Origin of the sequence: Pantoea sp. GL120224-02, assembly GCF_900215395.1 — a bacterium.
Classification (GTDB): Bacteria; Pseudomonadota; Gammaproteobacteria; order Enterobacterales; family Enterobacteriaceae; genus Pantoea; species Pantoea communis.
In genome coordinates this window covers 81,053-97,877 of the sequence record NZ_OBEC01000005.1, presented here as the reverse complement: position 1 = coordinate 97,877, position 16,825 = coordinate 81,053, and the positions used below count along the sequence as shown (strand labels likewise).

The following is a 16,825-nucleotide window of genomic DNA, read 5'->3' as shown; positions in this document are numbered from 1 at the left end:
GCGCGCCGCGACATTAATGACGCTGATTGAATAGGTGCAATGATTCGCACCGCCGCCCTAAGGTGTGGTCTGCTAAGATCGTTATATGGATAAATATCAACAACTCAAACGGAGCAAGCGTCTGGCGCTCGCATTGCTGCTGGTTGCCGCAGCGACTTTTGTCGTGACGCTGTTTCTGCCACCCAATTTTTGGGTGCTTGGTCTCAAGGCCATTGCTGAAGCGGCGATGGTCGGTGCGCTGGCCGACTGGTTTGCGGTGGTCGCGCTGTTTCGTCGCGTGCCGGTGCCGTTCATCTCGCGGCACACGGCGATTATTCCGCGCAATAAGGATCGCATCGGGGAGAATCTTGGCCGCTTTGTGCAGGAGAAATTTCTCGATTCCGATTCGTTGCTGGCGCTGATTCGCCGCCACGATCCCTCGCAGATGCTGGCGCACTGGCTCAACACGCCGGGCAACGCCGATCGCATTGGTCGCCATCTGTTGCAGGTGATGCGCGGCTTCCTTGATCTTACGGATGATGAACGCATCCAGCGCTTCCTGCGCCGGGCCGTGCATCGTGCATTGGATAAGGTCGATCTCACCCAATCCAGCGCGTTGTTACTGGATAGCCTGACCAAAAACAATCGTCATCAGGAACTGCTGGATGCGGCAGTGCAACAGTTGCTGCGTCTGCTGCACAAGCCTGGCACGCGTGAGTTCATCGCAATTCAGATTGTGCGCTGGCTGAAGCGTGAGCATCCGATTAAAGCCAAAATACTACCCACCGAATGGCTGGGCGAGCACAGTGCTGACCTGGTGGCCAATGCAGTGGACTCGATTCTCGATGAAGTGGCGATCAATCAGGGGCACGAGCTGCGTCTGGGATTTGACCGCGCAGTTCAGCGGTTAATTGAGAAGCTAAAAACCGACCCCGTAATGGCCGAACGTGCCGAGGTGATCAAAAACTGGCTGAAAGAGGATGAGTCGCTGAATCGCTATATCGGCGAGCTATGGCAGGATCTGCGTAGCTGGCTGAAGGCCGATCTTAACAGTGAAGATTCTCGCGTGCAGGAGCGCGTGCGTCTTGCCGCGCTATGGTTCGGTGAAACGCTGGCAGCAGATGAAGCGCTGCGTATCTCGATGAATCAACACCTGGAAGATGCCGCCCGCAGCATTGCACCAGAGTTCGCCGAATTCCTGACGCGCCACATCAGCGATACCGTGAAGAGCTGGGATGCGCGGGAGATGTCGCAACAGATTGAGTTGAACATTGGCCGCGATCTGCAGTTTATCCGCATTAACGGGACGTTGGTGGGTGGCACCATTGGGTTGGTATTGTACTTGTTGTCGCAGCTGCCGGCTCTGATTCATACTCTGAAGTAATAAAAAAGCCGCCATCGTGATGGCGGCTTCTGTGAGTTTTGGTGATAGCAGCAGGCTATCCCTGAACCATCAACTGCGCTTCATCAGCAGGTACAAGCTGATGGCAAAGAACGCGGCGCTCGGCAATAGCGCCCCCAGAATCGGCGGGATGCCATACACCAGACTCAGCGGACCGAAGATCTGATCCAGCACGTAGAACAGGAAGCCGAAGCTGATCCCCGTGACCACACGCACGCCCATCGACACGCTACGCAGCGGACCAAAGATAAACGACAACGCCATCAGCATCATCACCGCCACGGAAAGCGGCTGGAAGATTTTACCCCACATGTTCAGCAGATAACGCCCTGACACCTGGCCACTCTGCTTAAGGTATTTGCTGTAGTTGTACAGACCGCTAATGGACAGCGCATCCGGATCCAGCGCCACCACGCCAAGCTTGTCAGGCGTCAGGTTGGTTTTCCACTCCCCGCCCAGACTTTGCGAACCGGTAATCTGTTTCGCATCACTCAGGTTGGACTCATCTACCTGCGACAGCTGCCACAACTTTTTGTCCTTGTTCCAGGTCGCACTGGCGGCATAACGCACGCTGAGCAGACGACGCTGGTCGGTGAAGGTGTAAATGCTGACGCCATCAATCTCATTGTCGCCTTTGATGCGTTCGATGTAGATAAAGTCATGGCCGTCTTTCGCCCACAGCCCATTCTGCGTCGACATCAGCGAGCCGCCGTACAGCTGCTGCGCACGGTAGTTACGCGCCATCTGCTCGCCCTGCGGTGCCACAAATTCGCCGATAGCCATGGTCAACAGCACCAGCGGAATCGCGGTTTTCATCACCGCCAGCGCCACCTGCATACGGGTAAAACCCGATGCCTGCATCACCACCAGCTCGCTGCGCTGCGCTAGCGTTCCTAAGCCCAACAATGCACCCAAGAGTGCGGCCATCGGGAAGAAGATCTCAATATCTTTCGGTACGCTGAGCAGCGTGTAGTAACCGGCGTCGAGCGCGGTGTAAGCGCCCTGCCCGGTTTTACGTAGCTGATCGACAAATTTGATGATGCCCGATAGCGACACCAGCATGAACAACGTCAGCATGATGGTGTTGAAAATGGTTTTACCGATATAGCGGTCAAGGACCTTAAACATCAGAGCGATCCTCCACGGCTAAAGCGACCACGAATGCGTCGCATCGGTACCGTATCCCACAGGTTTAACATCACTGCCAGCGCCAGATAAGCCAGGTTCACGACCCACATCCAGATCGCGGGATCGAACTTGCCTTTCGCTGCGTTAGAACGTAACGAACTCTGCAGCAGGAAGAAGATCAGATACAGCAGCATCGCAGGCAGCATTGACAGCACACGCCCCTGACGAGGGTTGACCACGCTGAGTGGCACCACCATCAACGCCATCACCAGCACCGCAAACACCAGCGTTAGACGCCAGTGGAACTCGGCCTGGAACTGCGGCGTTTTGTGTTGGTACAGCGTGCTAATGCTCGCCTGATCGGCATCATTCGGATCGAGCGTGGCTTCTTTATAGCCCACCAGCGCCTGGTAGTTGGTGAAGTCGGTGATGCGGAAATCGCGCAGCATCGCAGTGCCCTCGAAGCGCGTGCCTTTATCCAGCGTCACCACTTGTGAGCCGTCTTTGCGCTGCTCCATATGACCGCTGTCAGCCAGCACCACGGATGGGCGCGCATTACCTTTTGGACGCAGCTGCGCCAGGAACACGTTACCAAACGTGTTGCCTTTGACGTTCTCGACAAACAGCACGGTATTACCGTCGCTGGAGGTCTGAAACTGGCCCGCTGCCAGCGCCGCTGCGCCAGGGTTGGCTTTGGCATTTTGTGTGACTTCATCCTGGTAACGCGATGACCATGGCCCTAACCAAAGGACGTTGACCGCTGCGACCGCTGAAGTCAGCAGCATCAGGATCATCGCGGCCTTGACCAGCACGCTTTTCCCCAAGCCGCAGGCATGCATCACCGTGATCTCACTTTCGGTGTACAGCCGCCCAAGAGTCATTAAAATCGCCAGAAACAAGCTTAGGGGCAGGATAAGTTGTGCCATTTCAGGCACGCCAAGTCCTAACAATGTCAGAACCAGATTTGTTGGGATCTCGCCATCCACCGCTGCACCCAAAATCCTGACTAACTTCTGGCAAAAGAAGATCAGTAGCAGGATGAACAGGATAGCCAGCTGGCTTTTGAGCGTTTCCCGAACCAGATATCTAATGATGATCACGCTTAGTACGCCTGTGATAACTTGTCTTTTTGCAGGAAAATCGCTAGTTTCAACGCTTATCAGCCATTTTTCTTCATCAATGGCCGTCATCGTAGCTAAAATAGTATGACGAACGCGTTAGGGTGGTGAAAAAACAACACATTGCCACCACATCTCATTATGACCGTCGGCGTTAAATTGTCATGGCGCCGCTAAAAATAATGGGTTACGAACGCGCTACATTCTAACGACAGCTAAGGCCGTTGTCTTTAAGATTCAGGAGAGTGCATGGAGTTCAGTGTAAAAAGCGGTAGCCCGGAAAAACAGCGTAGCGCCTGCATTGTTGTAGGCGTTTTCGAACCGCGCCGTTTGTCACCCATTGCTGAACAGCTGGATAAAATCAGCGACGGCTACATCAGCGCCCTGCTGCGTCGCGGTGAACTGGAAGGCAAAGTCGGTCAGACATTGCTGCTGCACCATGTGCCTAACATCCTGTCTGAACGTATCCTGTTGATCGGCTGCGGTAAAGAGCGCGAGCTGGATGAGCGCCAGTACAAACAGGTGATTCAGAAGACTATCAATACGTTGAACGACACCGGTTCGATGGAAGCGGTGTGCTTCCTGACCGAACTGCATGTTAAAGGGCGCAACACCTACTGGAAAGTCCGCCAGGCGGTTGAAACCTCAAAAGAAGCGCTCTACAACTTCGATCAGCTGAAAAGCAATAAAGTTGAACCGCGCCGTCCACTGCGCAAGCTGGTGTTCAACGTGCCAACCCGTCGTGAACTCACCAGCGGTGAACGTGCGATTCAGCATGGTTTGGCGGTGGCAGCGGGCGTCAGAGCCGCCAAAGACCTCAGCAATATGCCGCCAAATATTTGTAACGCCGCGTATTTGGCGTCGCAGGCGCGTCAGTTGGCGGATGCTTACAGCAAAAATGTCACCACGCGTGTCATCGGCGAACAGCAGATGAAAGAGCTGGGCATGAACGCGTATCTGGCGGTCGGGGCGGGCTCACACAACGAATCGCTGATGTCGGTAATTGAGTACAAAGGCAGCACCGATCCTGAAGCGCGTCCAATTGTGCTGGTGGGTAAAGGCCTGACCTTCGATTCCGGTGGTATCTCGATCAAACCTGCCGATTCGATGGATGAAATGAAGTACGACATGTGCGGCGCGGCGTCCGTGTACGGCGTGATGCGTATGGTGGCGGAACTCAATCTGCCGCTGAACGTCGTCGGCGTACTGGTGGGTTGTGAGAACATGCCGGATGGTCGTTCGATGCGTCCAGGCGATGTGCTGACCACCATGTCAGGCCAGACTGTTGAAGTGCTGAATACCGATGCGGAAGGCCGTCTGGTGCTGTGCGACGCGCTGACTTACGTGGAGCGCTTCGAGCCTGAAGTGGTGATTGACGTCGCGACCCTGACCGGTGCCTGCGTGATTGCACTGGGCCATCACGTCAGCGGTTTGATGTCGAACCATAATCCGCTGGCGCACGAGCTGATCAGCGCCTCAGAACAAGCAGGTGACCGCGCGTGGCGTCTGCCGATGGCAGATGAGTATCAGGAGCAGCTGGAATCCAATTTTGCTGATATGGCAAACATTGGCGGCCGTCCCGGCGGTGCCATCACTGCAGCCTGTTTCCTGGCGCGTTTTGCGCGTAAGTTTAACTGGGCGCACCTGGACATCGCAGGTACCGCATGGCGTTCTGGCAAGGCCAAAGGCGCCACCGGCCGCCCGGTTCCGCTGCTGTCGCAGTTCCTGTTGAACCGCGCAGGATTGAACGGCGACGATTAAAGCCGAGCAAAAAATACACACAAATAATTCGAGGTGCAGGAAGGCGGCAAACGAGAGAGTCCCGATGAGCTTACTCAAGTAAGTGATTCGGGTGAACGAGAGCAGCCAACGCATCTGCAGCTCGAAGTATGAAGTGTATAGACGTATGAACTCATGGGGCGCAAAATGCGCCCCACTGTCATTAATGGAAATAAGCTTGCCATGAAAAACGCCACTTTCTATGTGATGGAGTCGGAAAGCGCCAGCGACGGCCTGAGCGCCATCGAAGCACTGGTGTGCGATCTGGCCGAAACACGCTGGCGTGACGGCAAACGCATTCTGATTGCCTGCGAGAATGAAGACCAAGCTAATCGTCTGGATGAAGCGCTCTGGCAGCGTCCCGCCAACGCCTTTGTGCCGCACAATCTGGCCGGTGAAGGCCCGCGATACGGCGCCCCGGTGGAATTAGCCTGGCCACAGCGTCGCGGCAGTTCCCCGCGTGACCTGCTGATTAGCCTGCTGCCACAGTTCGCAGATTTTGCTACTGGTTTCCATGAAGTGATAGACTTCGTACCTTACGAAGAATCCCTAAAACAACTGGCGCGCGACCGCTATAAAGCCTATCGCAGCGTTGGTTTCCAATTGAATACGGCGACGCCACCTCCGCCGCAAACGACAGTGTAGAAATGGAAAAGACATATAACCCGCAAGATATCGAGCAGCCGCTCTACGAGCACTGGGAACAGCAGGGCTACTTTAAACCGAATGGCGACACCAGCCAGGAAAGCTTTTGCATCATGATCCCGCCGCCGAACGTCACCGGCAGCTTGCATATGGGTCACGCTTTCCAGCAGACCATCATGGATACCATGATTCGTTACCAGCGTATGCAGGGTAAAAACACCCTGTGGCAGGCAGGTACTGACCATGCCGGTATCGCGACGCAGATGGTGGTTGAGCGCAAGATCGCCGCTGAAGAGGGCAAAACTCGCCAGGATTACGGCCGTGATGCTTTCATCGACAAAATCTGGCAGTGGAAAGCAGAGTCTGGCGGCACTATTACCCGTCAGATGCGTCGTCTTGGCAACTCCGTGGATTGGGAGCGCGAACGCTTCACCATGGATGAAGGCCTGTCGAATGCGGTGCGTGAAGTCTTCGTGCGCCTGTATAAAGAGAATCTGATTTACCGTGGCAAACGCCTGGTGAACTGGGATCCAAAACTGCGTACCGCTATCTCCGACCTGGAAGTGGAAAACCGCGAGAGCAAAGGCTCAATGTGGCATATCCGCTACCCGCTGGCGGATGGCGTGAAAACCGCAGAAGGCAAAGATTATCTGGTGGTCGCCACCACTCGTCCGGAAACCCTGCTGGGCGATACCGGCGTGGCGGTGAACCCGGAAGATCCGCGCTATAAAGATCTGATCGGTAAAGAACTGATCCTGCCGCTGGTGAACCGTCGCATTCCGATCGTTGGCGATGACCATGCGGACATGGAAAAAGGCACCGGCTGCGTGAAGATCACCCCAGCGCATGACTTCAACGACTATGAAGTCGGTCGTCGTCACAAGCTGCCAATGATCAACATCCTGACCTTTGATGGCGATATCCGCGAGCGTGCGGAAGTGTTCGACACCAACGGTGAAGTCAGCGACGAATGTGCCGATGAGATCCCAGCGCAGTTCCAGAAAATGGAGCGTTTCGCGGCGCGTAAAGCCATGGTGGCTGCGGTTGATGAACTCGGCCTGCTGGATGAAATCAAACCACACGATCTGACCGTGCCTTACGGCGACCGTGGCGGCGTGGTGATCGAGCCAATGCTGACCGACCAATGGTATGTGCGCACGGCTCCACTGGCGAAAGTTGCGGTAGAAGCGGTCGAAAACGGCGACATCCAGTTTGTGCCAAAACAGTATGAAAACATGTACTTCTCATGGATGCGTGACATTCAGGATTGGTGCATCTCGCGTCAGCTGTGGTGGGGACATCGCATCCCGGCCTGGTATGACAACGACGGCAACGTCTATGTCGGCCGTACTGAAGCCGAAGTGCGTCAGGAAAATAACCTGGCTGACGTTGTGGTACTGCGCCAGGACGACGACGTGCTGGATACCTGGTTCTCATCAGGTCTGTGGACCTTCTCGACCCTTGGCTGGCCAGAGAATACCGAAGCACTGCGTACCTTCCACCCAACCAGCGTGCTGGTGAGTGGCTTCGACATCATTTTCTTCTGGATTGCGCGCATGATCATGCTGACCATGCACTTCATCAAAGATGAAGACGGCAAGCCACAGGTGCCGTTCAAAACCGTGTATATGACCGGTTTGATTCGTGATGAAGAAGGCCAGAAGATGTCCAAGTCGAAAGGCAACGTCATCGATCCACTGGATATGATCGACGGCATTTCGCTGGAAGACCTGCTGGAAAAACGCACCGGTAACATGATGCAGCCGCAGCTGGCTGAGAAGATCCGCAAGCGTACCGAGAAGCAGTTCCCGGACGGCATTGTGGCTTCCGGCACCGATGCCCTGCGCTTTACCCTGGCGGCACTGGCCTCAACTGGCCGTGACATCAACTGGGACATGAAGCGTCTCGAAGGCTATCGCAACTTCTGTAACAAGCTGTGGAACGCCAGCCGTTTCGTGCTGATGAACACCGAAGAGCATGATTGCGGGCAGAACGGCGGCGAACTGAAGTTGTCACTGGCGGATCGCTGGATTCTGACCGAATTCAACAGCACCGTGAAAGCCTATCGTGAAGCGCTGGACAGCTATCGCTTTGATATCGCTGCCAACATCCTGTACGACTTCACCTGGAACCAGTTCTGTGACTGGTATCTGGAGCTGACCAAGCCAGTCATGAGCAACGGCAGCGAAGCGGAACTGCGCGGCACGCGTAATACGCTGGTTACCGTGCTGGAAGCGGTCTTACGCCTGGCGCACCCAATCATTCCTTACATCACCGAAACCATCTGGCAGCGTGTGAAAGGTCTGAAGAATATCGATCACGACACCATCATGCTGCAGCCGTTCCCGCAGTTTGATGCGGCGAAAGAAGATGTGGAAGCCAAAGCGGACATTGAGTGGATCAAGCAGGCGATCGTGGCAGTGCGTAACATCCGTGCTGAAATGAACATCGCACCGGGTAAACCGCTGGATGTGCTGCTGCGTGACTGCTCGCCAACCGCGCAGCGTCGTGTCGATGAGAACCGTAGCTTCCTGTCACGTCTTGCGCGTCTGGAAAGCCTGACCATTCTGCCTGCGGGCGAGAAAGGTCCGGTCTCGGTCACCAAGATCGTCGAAGGCGCTGAGTTGCTGATCCCAATGGCGGATCTGGTCAACAAAGAAGCCGAGCTGGAGCGTCTGGCGAAAGAGCTGACCAAGCTGGATGTCGAGATTGAGAAGATCCAGGTCAAACTGGCGAACGAAGGCTTTGTTGCACGTGCACCGGAAGCGGTGGTGGCGAAAGAGCGCGAGCGCATCGTTGAGCTGGAACAATCAAAAGCAAAACTGATTGAACAGCAGGGCGTGATTGCGGCATTGTAAGCGCATCAGTCCAATTGCTAAATCATAGCCGGGCACTGCCCGGCTTTTTTACACCGGAAGAAAATGATGACCACCGCTACGCCACTGAATTTACAGGTGCGCCCGATTGTTGCGGCCGATAATCCGCTGATTGCGCAAGTGATCCGAGATGTCTCCGCAGAGTTTGGCCTGACCGCCGACAAAGGCTACACCGTGTCCGATCCTAATCTGGATCGCCTGTTCGAGTTGTACAGCGAAGCGAACAGCGCTTACTGGATCGTCGAGCATGAGGGACGTGTTGTGGGCGGCGGCGGCGTGGCACCTTTGGCGTGTAGCGCACCGGACATCTGCGAATTGCAGAAGATGTACTTCCTGCCCCAAGTGCGCGGTTTAGGGCTGGCGCGTGCGCTGGCGTTGCGGGCGATGGAGTATGCGCGTCAGCAGGGTTTCCGTCGCTGCTATCTGGAAACCACCGGCACGCTAACCCGCGCGATTAAGCTGTATGAATCACTGGGATTTGAGCTGATTGATAACGCGATGGGTTGTACCGGGCACGGCGATTGTGAAGTGCGGATGCTGAAGATGTTGTGATGTAAAAGCGGTGCGCAGATTTGCGCACCCAACTTAGTAAGCAGGCACACCGCTATGGAAACGCAGCTCACCATCCGGCTCGCTGATTAAGCGCGCTTCCGCTGCACCAAAGGCCTGTACGCGCGGTGCAATATCCTTCGCAGAAATTTGTTCCGCCAGCTTCAGGTAGTCCTGATAGTGGCGCGCTTCAGAACGCAGCAGCGAAATATAGAACTTCTGCAGCTGTTCATCCAGATACGGCGCCAGGCTGGCAAAACGCTCGCAGGATCGCGCTTCGATATAGGCTCCGCAAATCAGCTTATCCACCAGCGCTTCAGGTTCAAACGTACGGATTTCACGAATCAGCCCTTTGGCATAGCGGCTGGCAGTGATTTTGCGATACGGCAAACCCCGCGACTGCATGATTTCCCACACCTGATAAAAATGATGCAGCTCTTCTTTGATCAGCAGAATCATCATCTCGACCAAATCATCCGCCCACGGCAGTTCGTTACGCACAATGATGCTCTTGGTCAGATTTTTATGTGCGTTAATGAAGTTGCTGTCTGGCTCTTCGCGGTAGATGAAATCTTCGTACGGCTTGAGCCACGCCAGAATGGCATCGCCACTGGGTTTATCGGCTACATACTTACGAATGATAAACACCGCGGTTTGTGCCGCTTTTAACTCGCACACCATGTGATCGGTCAACAACAGCGTCAGGTTTTCCGGCTTGCGCGCTTCGTCAATCCACGCTTGTGGCGTGCGGCAGTGCAGGAAGTCATAAATGGGTTCTAACAGAGGAGCGTAATTCATCGGCGTTCTTTATCTGGCGGGGAAGTGGTTCTGGGCGGCGAGCGCCGCCCGTTTAAGACTTAGTGACGCACACCGTCGTCTTCTTCGTCGTCGATGAAATCACCATCGTCGTCTTCATCTTCCGCGTCCGGGTCTTCGAAGTAAGTGCCCCAGCCGTCGTAATCGACATTGAACTTACCGGCCAGATTCACCAGTTGCTCAACTTGTGCATCAATCAGCTCTGGCTTCAATGCGCCTTCGCTCAGGATATCCACACACATCACCGTGCCACCCTCTTCCAGCTCCAGCTCTTCTGGCTCGCTCACCTCAAAGCCCAGTTTGAAAGCCTCAACCGCGACTTTCTCCAGTGAGTCGAAGTTGTTGCAAGAGAGGTGATGCTCGATAGTGTAAAGCGCATCCGGATCGCTGCCGTCTTCCAGCAACTCTTCAATGATCAGGCGGGTTTCTTCGCGCTGTTCTTCCAGCAATGCTTCATATGCCATGTGCGTGTCCTCAAAATGTTCGACGTGAATGCAATTATTTTCCCACACTGCCTCGCGCGCCACTACACAAAACGGAAAGTTTCTTAACGCCGGGGTTGAAAATGCATATTCATACGGTTAGATTGAATTTTAATTCATTATTAGTCCCCATCTGGAGCGCTGTATGAGTCAGCTGTATTCGAGACACTTCCTGAGATTGCTGGATTTCACCCCCGCTGAAATCGCCGACCTGCTAAGTCTGGCAGGTGAATTAAAACACGCTAAGAAAAATGCTACCGAAACGCAGTACCTGAAAGGCAAGAATATCGCGCTCATCTTCGAAAAAGACTCGACCCGTACCCGATGCTCTTTCGAAGTTGCCGCATATGATCAGGGCGCTAACGTGACTTATCTCGGCCCAAGCGGCAGCCAAATCGGCCATAAAGAGTCGATGAAAGACACCGCGCGCGTATTAGGCCGCATGTATGATGGCATTCAGTATCGTGGCTTCGGCCAGGAATTGGTGGAAACGCTGGCGGGATTTGCCGGTGTGCCGGTGTGGAACGGATTGACCACGGAATTCCACCCGACGCAGTTGCTGGCAGATTTGCTCACCATGCAAGAACATCTGCCAGGTAAACCATTGAGCGATATGACGTTGGTATATGTGGGTGACGCACGTAACAACATGGGCAACAGCATGTTGGAAGCGGCAGCTCTGGTAGGGCTGGACCTGCGCCTGGTGGCACCGAAGGGTTGCTGGCCGGAAGAGCAGTTGGTTGAACAGTGTCGCGTTGCAGCACAGAAAACCGGTGGCAAAATCACCCTGACCGAAGAGATTGCCGAGGGCGTACAAGGTGCGGATTTCATCTACACTGATGTGTGGGTGTCGATGGGTGAAGCGAAATCGGTATGGGAAGAGCGTATCGCCCTGCTGCGTCCGTATCAGGTAAACAGCGCGATGCTGGCGCTGACCGGCAATCCACAGGTGAAATTCCTGCATTGCCTGCCCGCCTTCCATGATGATCAAACCACGCTGGGCCGTCAGATGGCTGAACAGTATGGTCTGAAAGACGGCATGGAAGTGAGTAACGAGGTGTTTGAATCGGCGCACAGCATCGTGTTCGATCAGGCCGAAAACCGCATGCATACCATCAAAGCGGTGATGGTCGCCACGCTGGGTAACCCATAAAGCAAACGTTTACCTTGCGGCGATTTCTGCTTGATGCAAATCAGTGAATGCGTATAATGCGCCACAATTTGCCGGAGGAAACATGCAACAGCGCAGCGTACAATTTGCCGCTCTACCCCGCCTGACCACAGGCGATGCCGCTGTTTCTTTCCGTCAACCATTGATCGTAAAAAAAGCCCCTTAAGCAGGGGCTTTTTTTTGTCCGCAATCCGGCAGCGCAGAGGAGAACGCTATGGCCAACCCGCTATATCGCAAGCACATTATTTCCATTAACGATCTCAACCGCGAAGAGCTGGAGCTGGTGTTACACACCGCTGCCCAGTTGAAGGCTCATCCCCAGCCGGAACTGCTGAAGCACAACGTGATCGCCAGCTGCTTCTTTGAAGCCTCGACGCGCACCCGCCTGTCGTTTGAAACCGCCATGCATCGTTTGGGTGCTTCAGTGGTGGGCTTTGCCGACGGCAGCAATACCTCGCTGGGTAAGAAAGGCGAAACGCTGGCCGACACCATTTCGGTGATCAGCACTTATGTCGATGCGATTGTGATGCGTCATCCGCAGGAAGGCGCCGCGCGCCTGGCGACTGAATTCTCCAGCGGCATTCCAATTCTCAATGCCGGTGACGGTGCCAACCAGCACCCGACGCAAACCCTGCTGGATCTGTTCACCATCCGTGAAACCCAGAGCCGCCTCGACAACCTGAATGTGGCGATGGTCGGTGACCTGAAATATGGCCGCACCGTGCACTCGCTGACCCAGGCGCTGGCGAAATTCACCGGCAACCGTTTCTACTTTATCGCGCCGGATGCGCTGGCGATGCCGGCCTACATCACCGATATGCTGGATGAGCAGAACATTGTCTGGACGCGCCACGACACCATCGAAGAAGTGATGCCGGAACTCGACATCCTGTATATGACCCGTGTGCAGAAAGAGCGTCTCGATCCGTCTGAGTACGCCAACGTCAAAGCACAGTTCATCCTGCGCGCGGCCGATTTAGCCGGCGCACGCGACAACATGAAAGTGCTGCATCCGTTGCCGCGTATTGATGAGATCACCACTGACGTCGATAGCACGCCGCACGCCTGGTATTTCCAGCAGGCGGGCAACGGCATCTTCGCCCGCCAGGCTCTGCTGGCACTGGTACTGAATAGCGAACTGGCCCTGTAAGGAGAAACCGATGACTCACGATAATAAATTGCAGGTTGAAGCCATCAAGCGTGGCACGGTAATCGACCATATTCCTGCGCAGGTCGGTTTTAAATTACTGTCGCTGTTTCGCCTGACCGAGACCGACCAGCGCATCACCATTGGACTGAATCTGCCTTCAGGTGAGATGGGGCGCAAGGATTTGATTAAGATCGAGAATACCTTCCTGACCGATGATCAGATTAACCAGCTGGCGGTGTATGCGCCTCACGCCACGGTTAACCGTATTGATGAATACGAAGTAGTAGCGAAAATCGCTCCGACCTTACCGGACCGTGTCGAACGCGTGCTGACCTGCCCGAACAGCAACTGCATTAGCCGCAGTGAGCCAGTATTCAGCAGCTTCGCGGTGAAACAGCGTGACGATGATGTGCACCTGAAGTGCAAATATTGCGAGAAAGAGTTCGCGCGCCACGTAGTGCTCGGTCACTGGTAATCGTGCTTATCGTCCCTATAATGGGGCGAACCAATACGCGGCTGACAAAGGTCGGCTGCGCACTTTTAAGGAGAAACAATGTCTCGCGAAATCAGCACAGAAAAAGCACCCGCAGCAATTGGCCCTTATGTGCAGGGCGTGGATCTCGGCAGCATGATCATCACTTCAGGCCAGATCCCTGTTGATCCGGCGACCGGTGCCGTGGCAGATGATGTGTCTGCGCAGGCGCGTCAGTCACTGGAGAACGTGAAGGCGATCGTGGAAGCCGCTGGCCTGAAAGTGGGCGACATTGTGAAAACCACCGTGTTCGTGAAAGATCTCAATGACTTCGCCACCGTTAACGCCACTTACGAAGCCTTCTTCACCGAGCACGATGCCAGCTTCCCAGCACGTTCTTGTGTGGAAGTGGCGCGTCTGCCAAAAGACGTGAAGATCGAGATTGAGGCCATTGCCGTACGTCGTTAAGTAAAGGCAATGCGCAATAAATTGCGCCGCTACAAATTTGTACTCAACTGTGGCGGCGCGATGAGTGTGTTAGAACATCACCTTAGCGACATCAATGCATGGCGTGCTCTTCACCCCCGTAGCGACGTAATTCCATGGTGTGCCATCCCCTCGTAGCGGCGTAATTGATCGCGCATCCGTTTATTTAGACGACCTCAGCAGCTTCTCCAGCGGCCTGACCAGCGCCAGCACGGTTTCATCCTGCACCTCGGCAGCGGCATCCAGTTTGGCATGCATCTCGGCCACTTCGCTGGCACCGTACGCCTGATTACGCTGCATCGCATTGACCAAATCGATGCCCATGCGGCTCAGTTGCGCCACCTGCTGAACCTGCTGCTGCAGCGGCTTGAGCTGATAGCTGCTCAGAATCAGCGGCATCACCGCGTCACTGTTGTTCTGCCAGCGCTGTAACTGCTGACGAATAACGTTGGCCGCCATGCGATCCTCGCGGTTGGCGATCAGTGCATCGACTTGTTTATCCAGTAACCGCACCGGTTCGCTTTCGGCAGGCAGTACATCCGCCAGACGATTGAGCGGCTCGAAATAGTCATAGTGCCCTGCCTGGAATTTCAGGTGCTGACGCGTGTAATACTGCGCCGGTTCCAGCACCTCCGCCAGCACGCGCAGCGGCGTGATATCGCTGGTGTTGGCCAGTCGCATCATCTGCACCTCCGCCTGCTGATGCTGCTGTAATCCCACCGACACCGTGCCCCAGCGATCCACCGCGTTTAAGCGTTGGTACATGTTGTCGCTGTCGGTGACATCCTTCGCCGACCACAGACGCTCAGCCACCACAAAGGCACGCGGCCATAAACGCGTATCAATTACCCGGCTGTTGACGTTTTCCGCCCACAGCGCTGCTTCACCGCCAATCAGGTTGTTTTGCATTTGCTCAGGCGTTGGCACTGAAGGCTGAATACCGGTCGGCACCTGTGCCAGCTTGCTGCCCTCAGCGGGATAGCGCACATTGCCCACCAGCATATAACCGGTCAGTTTGTCCTGCGTCAGAGTGACCATTGGCTGAAACGGCCCCATCCAGGTATCCACGCTAAAGGTCAGCTGCGTGGGCGACAGCCAGCGAATATCACTCACCATACGCCGCGCTTTGCCGCTGAAATCAATATAGCCACGCCAGCCGTTTTTAGCTTCCACCAGAGTGAAACTGCCTTTGACCGGGCTGCCCTTCAAACGCGGCATGGTGAACTGCCAGCTCTGCGCTTGCTCGTCGGCTTGAATCTGATCCTGACCCTGGAGTCCCTGCGGCCAGGGCTCGTTGCGGTAGTGGTAGGCTGCGGTTTGCGGTTGATCGAGATAGAAACCGGTTGAGAGAATGCCACGGAAATCGTGCTTCGCCACCTCACCTAACGCATCCTGCCCCTGCCAGGACTGGATCAAAATGCTGTTCGGCAGGTCCGGATGGTAAACCTCATCCCAGCCAATCATCCGGCGCTGATGCGCTTCCAGGATCTTCTCCACTCGCTGATTGAACCACGCCTGTAATGCGTGCGTGTCCTTCAGGCCATGGTCGCGCATAAACTGCTGAATCTTCGGCGAGTCGTTCCATTGGGTCGGATCCACTTCATCGCCGCCGATATGGATATAAGGATCGGGGAAGATCGCCGTAACCTCGCCCATTAGCGTATCGATGAAGGTGAAGACCGCTTCGTTGCTGGGATCGAGCAGCGGTTTAAACACGCCCCAGCCGCGTTCCATCTGGTACGGGCCCGGCGCGCTGAGCAGTTCTGGCATCGCCACCGCGATCGCCGAGGCGTGCCCCGGCACATCAATTTCCGGCACCACGCGCACGCCGCGCTGGGTGGCATAACGCACCACATCACGCATCTGTTGCTGCGTGTAGTAAAGACCGTCGCTGGCCTTCTCCTGCAACTGCGGATAGTGGCTGGAGGCAAATCTCCAGCCCTGATCATCGGTCAGATGCCAGTGGAATACGTTCATTCGCGCTGCGGCGATACCGTCAATCTGCCGCTTCACCGTTTCAATCGGCAGGAAGTGGCGTGCCGAATCGATCAGCACCCCGCGCCACGGGAAGCGTGGTTTATCGTCAATGATGACGTAGGGGATCTGCGTTCCCGTCTCATTATTCTGAATCAACTGCAGCAGTGTCTCCATGCCGCGCATCGCACCGAAACGCGTGTTGGCTTTTAGCGTCACGCCGCCGCTGTTGACCTCAAGATGATAGCTCTCATCGCTGTCCGGTTGTGGCAAGGGATCCACTGCCTGGGCAATTTGTACCTGAATGGTGGCCTGATCGCTCGGCGCACTGGCGGGCAGCAGCGGCCAACCGGTTTGACGTGAAATGCGCGCACGCCAGCGCGCTTCAGCCCCCTCCAGATGATCGCCCGTAATATGCAGCGTGAATTGCGGTGTCAGCGTCAATGCGCCGCCGCTGGCAGGCTGCACCACTTTTTGCGGCCAGGGCATTAAAGGCAGATCAGAGGCGGGGGAGGCAACAGCGGAAAAAGTCAGGGATAAACAACAGGCGAGCAGCGTTCGTTGCAGAGGCATGTAAGGCATCCTTGTAATTAAATGACGGGCCAAAAATAGGCAAAAAAAAAATCATTAAACCTGCTTCGCATCGCAAATCAAGTTGTAAAAGTTCGAAGTTTGGTCTGCTTAAAACTTTTGAAGTTTAGTCCGCTTTACCATTGTGCGGCTTTCAATCTTCGTTATGTCTTCTTTGCGGCAGGTCAAAAACAACGCAATTAATTTCAGCCAAAACACCACATATTG

At 55.1% G+C, this 16,825-nt stretch carries 14 protein-coding genes; 9 read left to right on the top strand and 5 right to left on the bottom strand.

Annotation, left to right across the window (positions count from 1 at the left end; all coding sequences use genetic code 11):
- Positions 1–85: 85 nt before the first annotated feature.
- The gene (locus CRO33_RS11505; RefSeq protein WP_097118223.1) at positions 86–1,363 is read left to right on the top strand and encodes a DUF445 domain-containing protein; all 1,278 of its coding nucleotides are present in this window, start codon (positions 86–88) and stop codon (positions 1,361–1,363) included.
- A gap of 69 nt (positions 1,364–1,432) precedes the next feature.
- Here CRO33_RS11505 and lptG read toward each other — a convergent pair whose 3' ends face one another.
- Both lptG and lptF read right to left on the bottom strand, forming a co-directional pair.
- A complete protein-coding gene (lptG, locus tag CRO33_RS11500; protein WP_034826451.1) occupies positions 1,433–2,509 on the bottom strand; it encodes an LPS export ABC transporter permease LptG in 1,077 nt (358 codons plus the stop codon).
- Positions 2,509–3,609, bottom strand: a complete 1,101-nt coding sequence (lptF, locus tag CRO33_RS11495) for an LPS export ABC transporter permease LptF (protein ID WP_097118222.1) — start codon at positions 3,607–3,609, stop codon at positions 2,509–2,511. The genes lptG and lptF overlap by 1 nt, the downstream gene beginning before the upstream one ends.
- A gap of 267 nt (positions 3,610–3,876) precedes the next feature.
- Between lptF and pepA the strand changes: the two genes are divergently transcribed.
- The 4 genes from pepA (at position 3,877) to CRO33_RS11475 (ending at position 9,479) form a co-directional block, all read left to right on the top strand.
- Positions 3,877–5,388, top strand: coding sequence for a leucyl aminopeptidase (pepA, locus tag CRO33_RS11490; RefSeq protein ID WP_034826455.1), 1,512 nt, complete (start codon positions 3,877–3,879; stop codon positions 5,386–5,388).
- 201 nt (positions 5,389–5,589) lie between these two features.
- On the top strand, positions 5,590–6,051 hold the full coding sequence (locus CRO33_RS11485; RefSeq protein WP_097118221.1) for a DNA polymerase III subunit chi: 462 nt from the start codon (positions 5,590–5,592) through the stop codon (positions 6,049–6,051).
- A 2-nt stretch (positions 6,052–6,053) separates the two neighbouring features.
- Complete coding sequence (locus CRO33_RS11480) at positions 6,054–8,909, top strand: valine--tRNA ligase (protein WP_097118220.1); 2,856 nt, start codon at positions 6,054–6,056, stop codon at positions 8,907–8,909.
- 63 nt (positions 8,910–8,972) lie between these two features.
- Positions 8,973–9,479, top strand: a complete 507-nt coding sequence (locus CRO33_RS11475; RefSeq protein WP_374754031.1) for a GNAT family N-acetyltransferase — start codon at positions 8,973–8,975, stop codon at positions 9,477–9,479.
- A 33-nt stretch (positions 9,480–9,512) separates the two neighbouring features.
- On the opposite strand, the gene miaE is transcribed toward CRO33_RS11475, so the two are convergent.
- On the bottom strand, positions 9,513–10,274 hold the full coding sequence (gene miaE / locus CRO33_RS11470; protein ID WP_058959433.1) for a tRNA isopentenyl-2-thiomethyl-A-37 hydroxylase MiaE: 762 nt from the start codon (positions 10,272–10,274) through the stop codon (positions 9,513–9,515).
- 59 nt (positions 10,275–10,333) lie between these two features.
- The gene (gene rraB / locus CRO33_RS11465) at positions 10,334–10,756 is read right to left on the bottom strand and encodes a ribonuclease E inhibitor RraB (RefSeq protein WP_034826466.1); all 423 of its coding nucleotides are present in this window, start codon (positions 10,754–10,756) and stop codon (positions 10,334–10,336) included.
- Between the two features lie 163 nt (positions 10,757–10,919).
- Between rraB and argF the strand changes: the two genes are divergently transcribed.
- The 4 genes from argF (at position 10,920) to ridA (ending at position 14,035) form a co-directional block, all read left to right on the top strand.
- Positions 10,920–11,927, top strand: coding sequence for an ornithine carbamoyltransferase (gene argF / locus CRO33_RS11460; protein WP_097118219.1), 1,008 nt, complete (start codon positions 10,920–10,922; stop codon positions 11,925–11,927).
- Positions 11,928–12,159: 232 nt separating this feature from the next.
- Positions 12,160–13,095: an aspartate carbamoyltransferase gene (pyrB, locus tag CRO33_RS11455; RefSeq protein WP_034826472.1), complete on the top strand. Its 936-nt coding sequence runs from the start codon at positions 12,160–12,162 to the stop codon at positions 13,093–13,095.
- A gap of 10 nt (positions 13,096–13,105) precedes the next feature.
- Complete coding sequence (pyrI, locus tag CRO33_RS11450) at positions 13,106–13,570, top strand: aspartate carbamoyltransferase regulatory subunit (RefSeq protein WP_034826475.1); 465 nt, start codon at positions 13,106–13,108, stop codon at positions 13,568–13,570.
- Positions 13,571–13,648: 78 nt separating this feature from the next.
- Positions 13,649–14,035, top strand: coding sequence for a 2-iminobutanoate/2-iminopropanoate deaminase (gene ridA, locus CRO33_RS11445; protein ID WP_084934256.1), 387 nt, complete (start codon positions 13,649–13,651; stop codon positions 14,033–14,035).
- Between the two features lie 180 nt (positions 14,036–14,215).
- On the opposite strand, the gene CRO33_RS11440 is transcribed toward ridA, so the two are convergent.
- Positions 14,216–16,600 (bottom strand): beta-N-acetylhexosaminidase, encoded by a 2,385-nt coding sequence (locus CRO33_RS11440; protein WP_097118218.1) that lies wholly within the window; start codon positions 16,598–16,600, stop codon positions 14,216–14,218.
- Positions 16,601–16,825 lie beyond the last annotated feature (225 nt).

What these genes read in the sequence shown, in the direction of transcription:
- CRO33_RS11505 (WP_097118223.1), top strand. Translation starts at nt 86, where the DNA reads ATGGATAAATATCAACAACTCAAACGGAGCAAGCGTCTGGCGCTCGCA.
- lptG (WP_034826451.1), bottom strand. Translation starts at nt 2,509, where the DNA reads ATGTTTAAGGTCCTTGACCGCTATATCGGTAAAACCATTTTCAACACC.
- pepA (WP_034826455.1), top strand. Translation starts at nt 3,877, where the DNA reads ATGGAGTTCAGTGTAAAAAGCGGTAGCCCGGAAAAACAGCGTAGCGCC.
- CRO33_RS11485 (WP_097118221.1), top strand. Translation starts at nt 5,590, where the DNA reads ATGAAAAACGCCACTTTCTATGTGATGGAGTCGGAAAGCGCCAGCGAC.
- CRO33_RS11480 (WP_097118220.1), top strand. Translation starts at nt 6,054, where the DNA reads ATGGAAAAGACATATAACCCGCAAGATATCGAGCAGCCGCTCTACGAG.
- CRO33_RS11475 (WP_374754031.1), top strand. Translation starts at nt 8,973, where the DNA reads ATGATGACCACCGCTACGCCACTGAATTTACAGGTGCGCCCGATTGTT.
- miaE (WP_058959433.1), bottom strand. Translation starts at nt 10,274, where the DNA reads ATGAATTACGCTCCTCTGTTAGAACCCATTTATGACTTCCTGCACTGC.
- rraB (WP_034826466.1), bottom strand. Translation starts at nt 10,756, where the DNA reads ATGGCATATGAAGCATTGCTGGAAGAACAGCGCGAAGAAACCCGCCTG.
- argF (WP_097118219.1), top strand. Translation starts at nt 10,920, where the DNA reads ATGAGTCAGCTGTATTCGAGACACTTCCTGAGATTGCTGGATTTCACC.
- pyrB (WP_034826472.1), top strand. Translation starts at nt 12,160, where the DNA reads ATGGCCAACCCGCTATATCGCAAGCACATTATTTCCATTAACGATCTC.
- pyrI (WP_034826475.1), top strand. Translation starts at nt 13,106, where the DNA reads ATGACTCACGATAATAAATTGCAGGTTGAAGCCATCAAGCGTGGCACG.
- ridA (WP_084934256.1), top strand. Translation starts at nt 13,649, where the DNA reads ATGTCTCGCGAAATCAGCACAGAAAAAGCACCCGCAGCAATTGGCCCT.
- CRO33_RS11440 (WP_097118218.1), bottom strand. Translation starts at nt 16,600, where the DNA reads ATGCCTCTGCAACGAACGCTGCTCGCCTGTTGTTTATCCCTGACTTTT.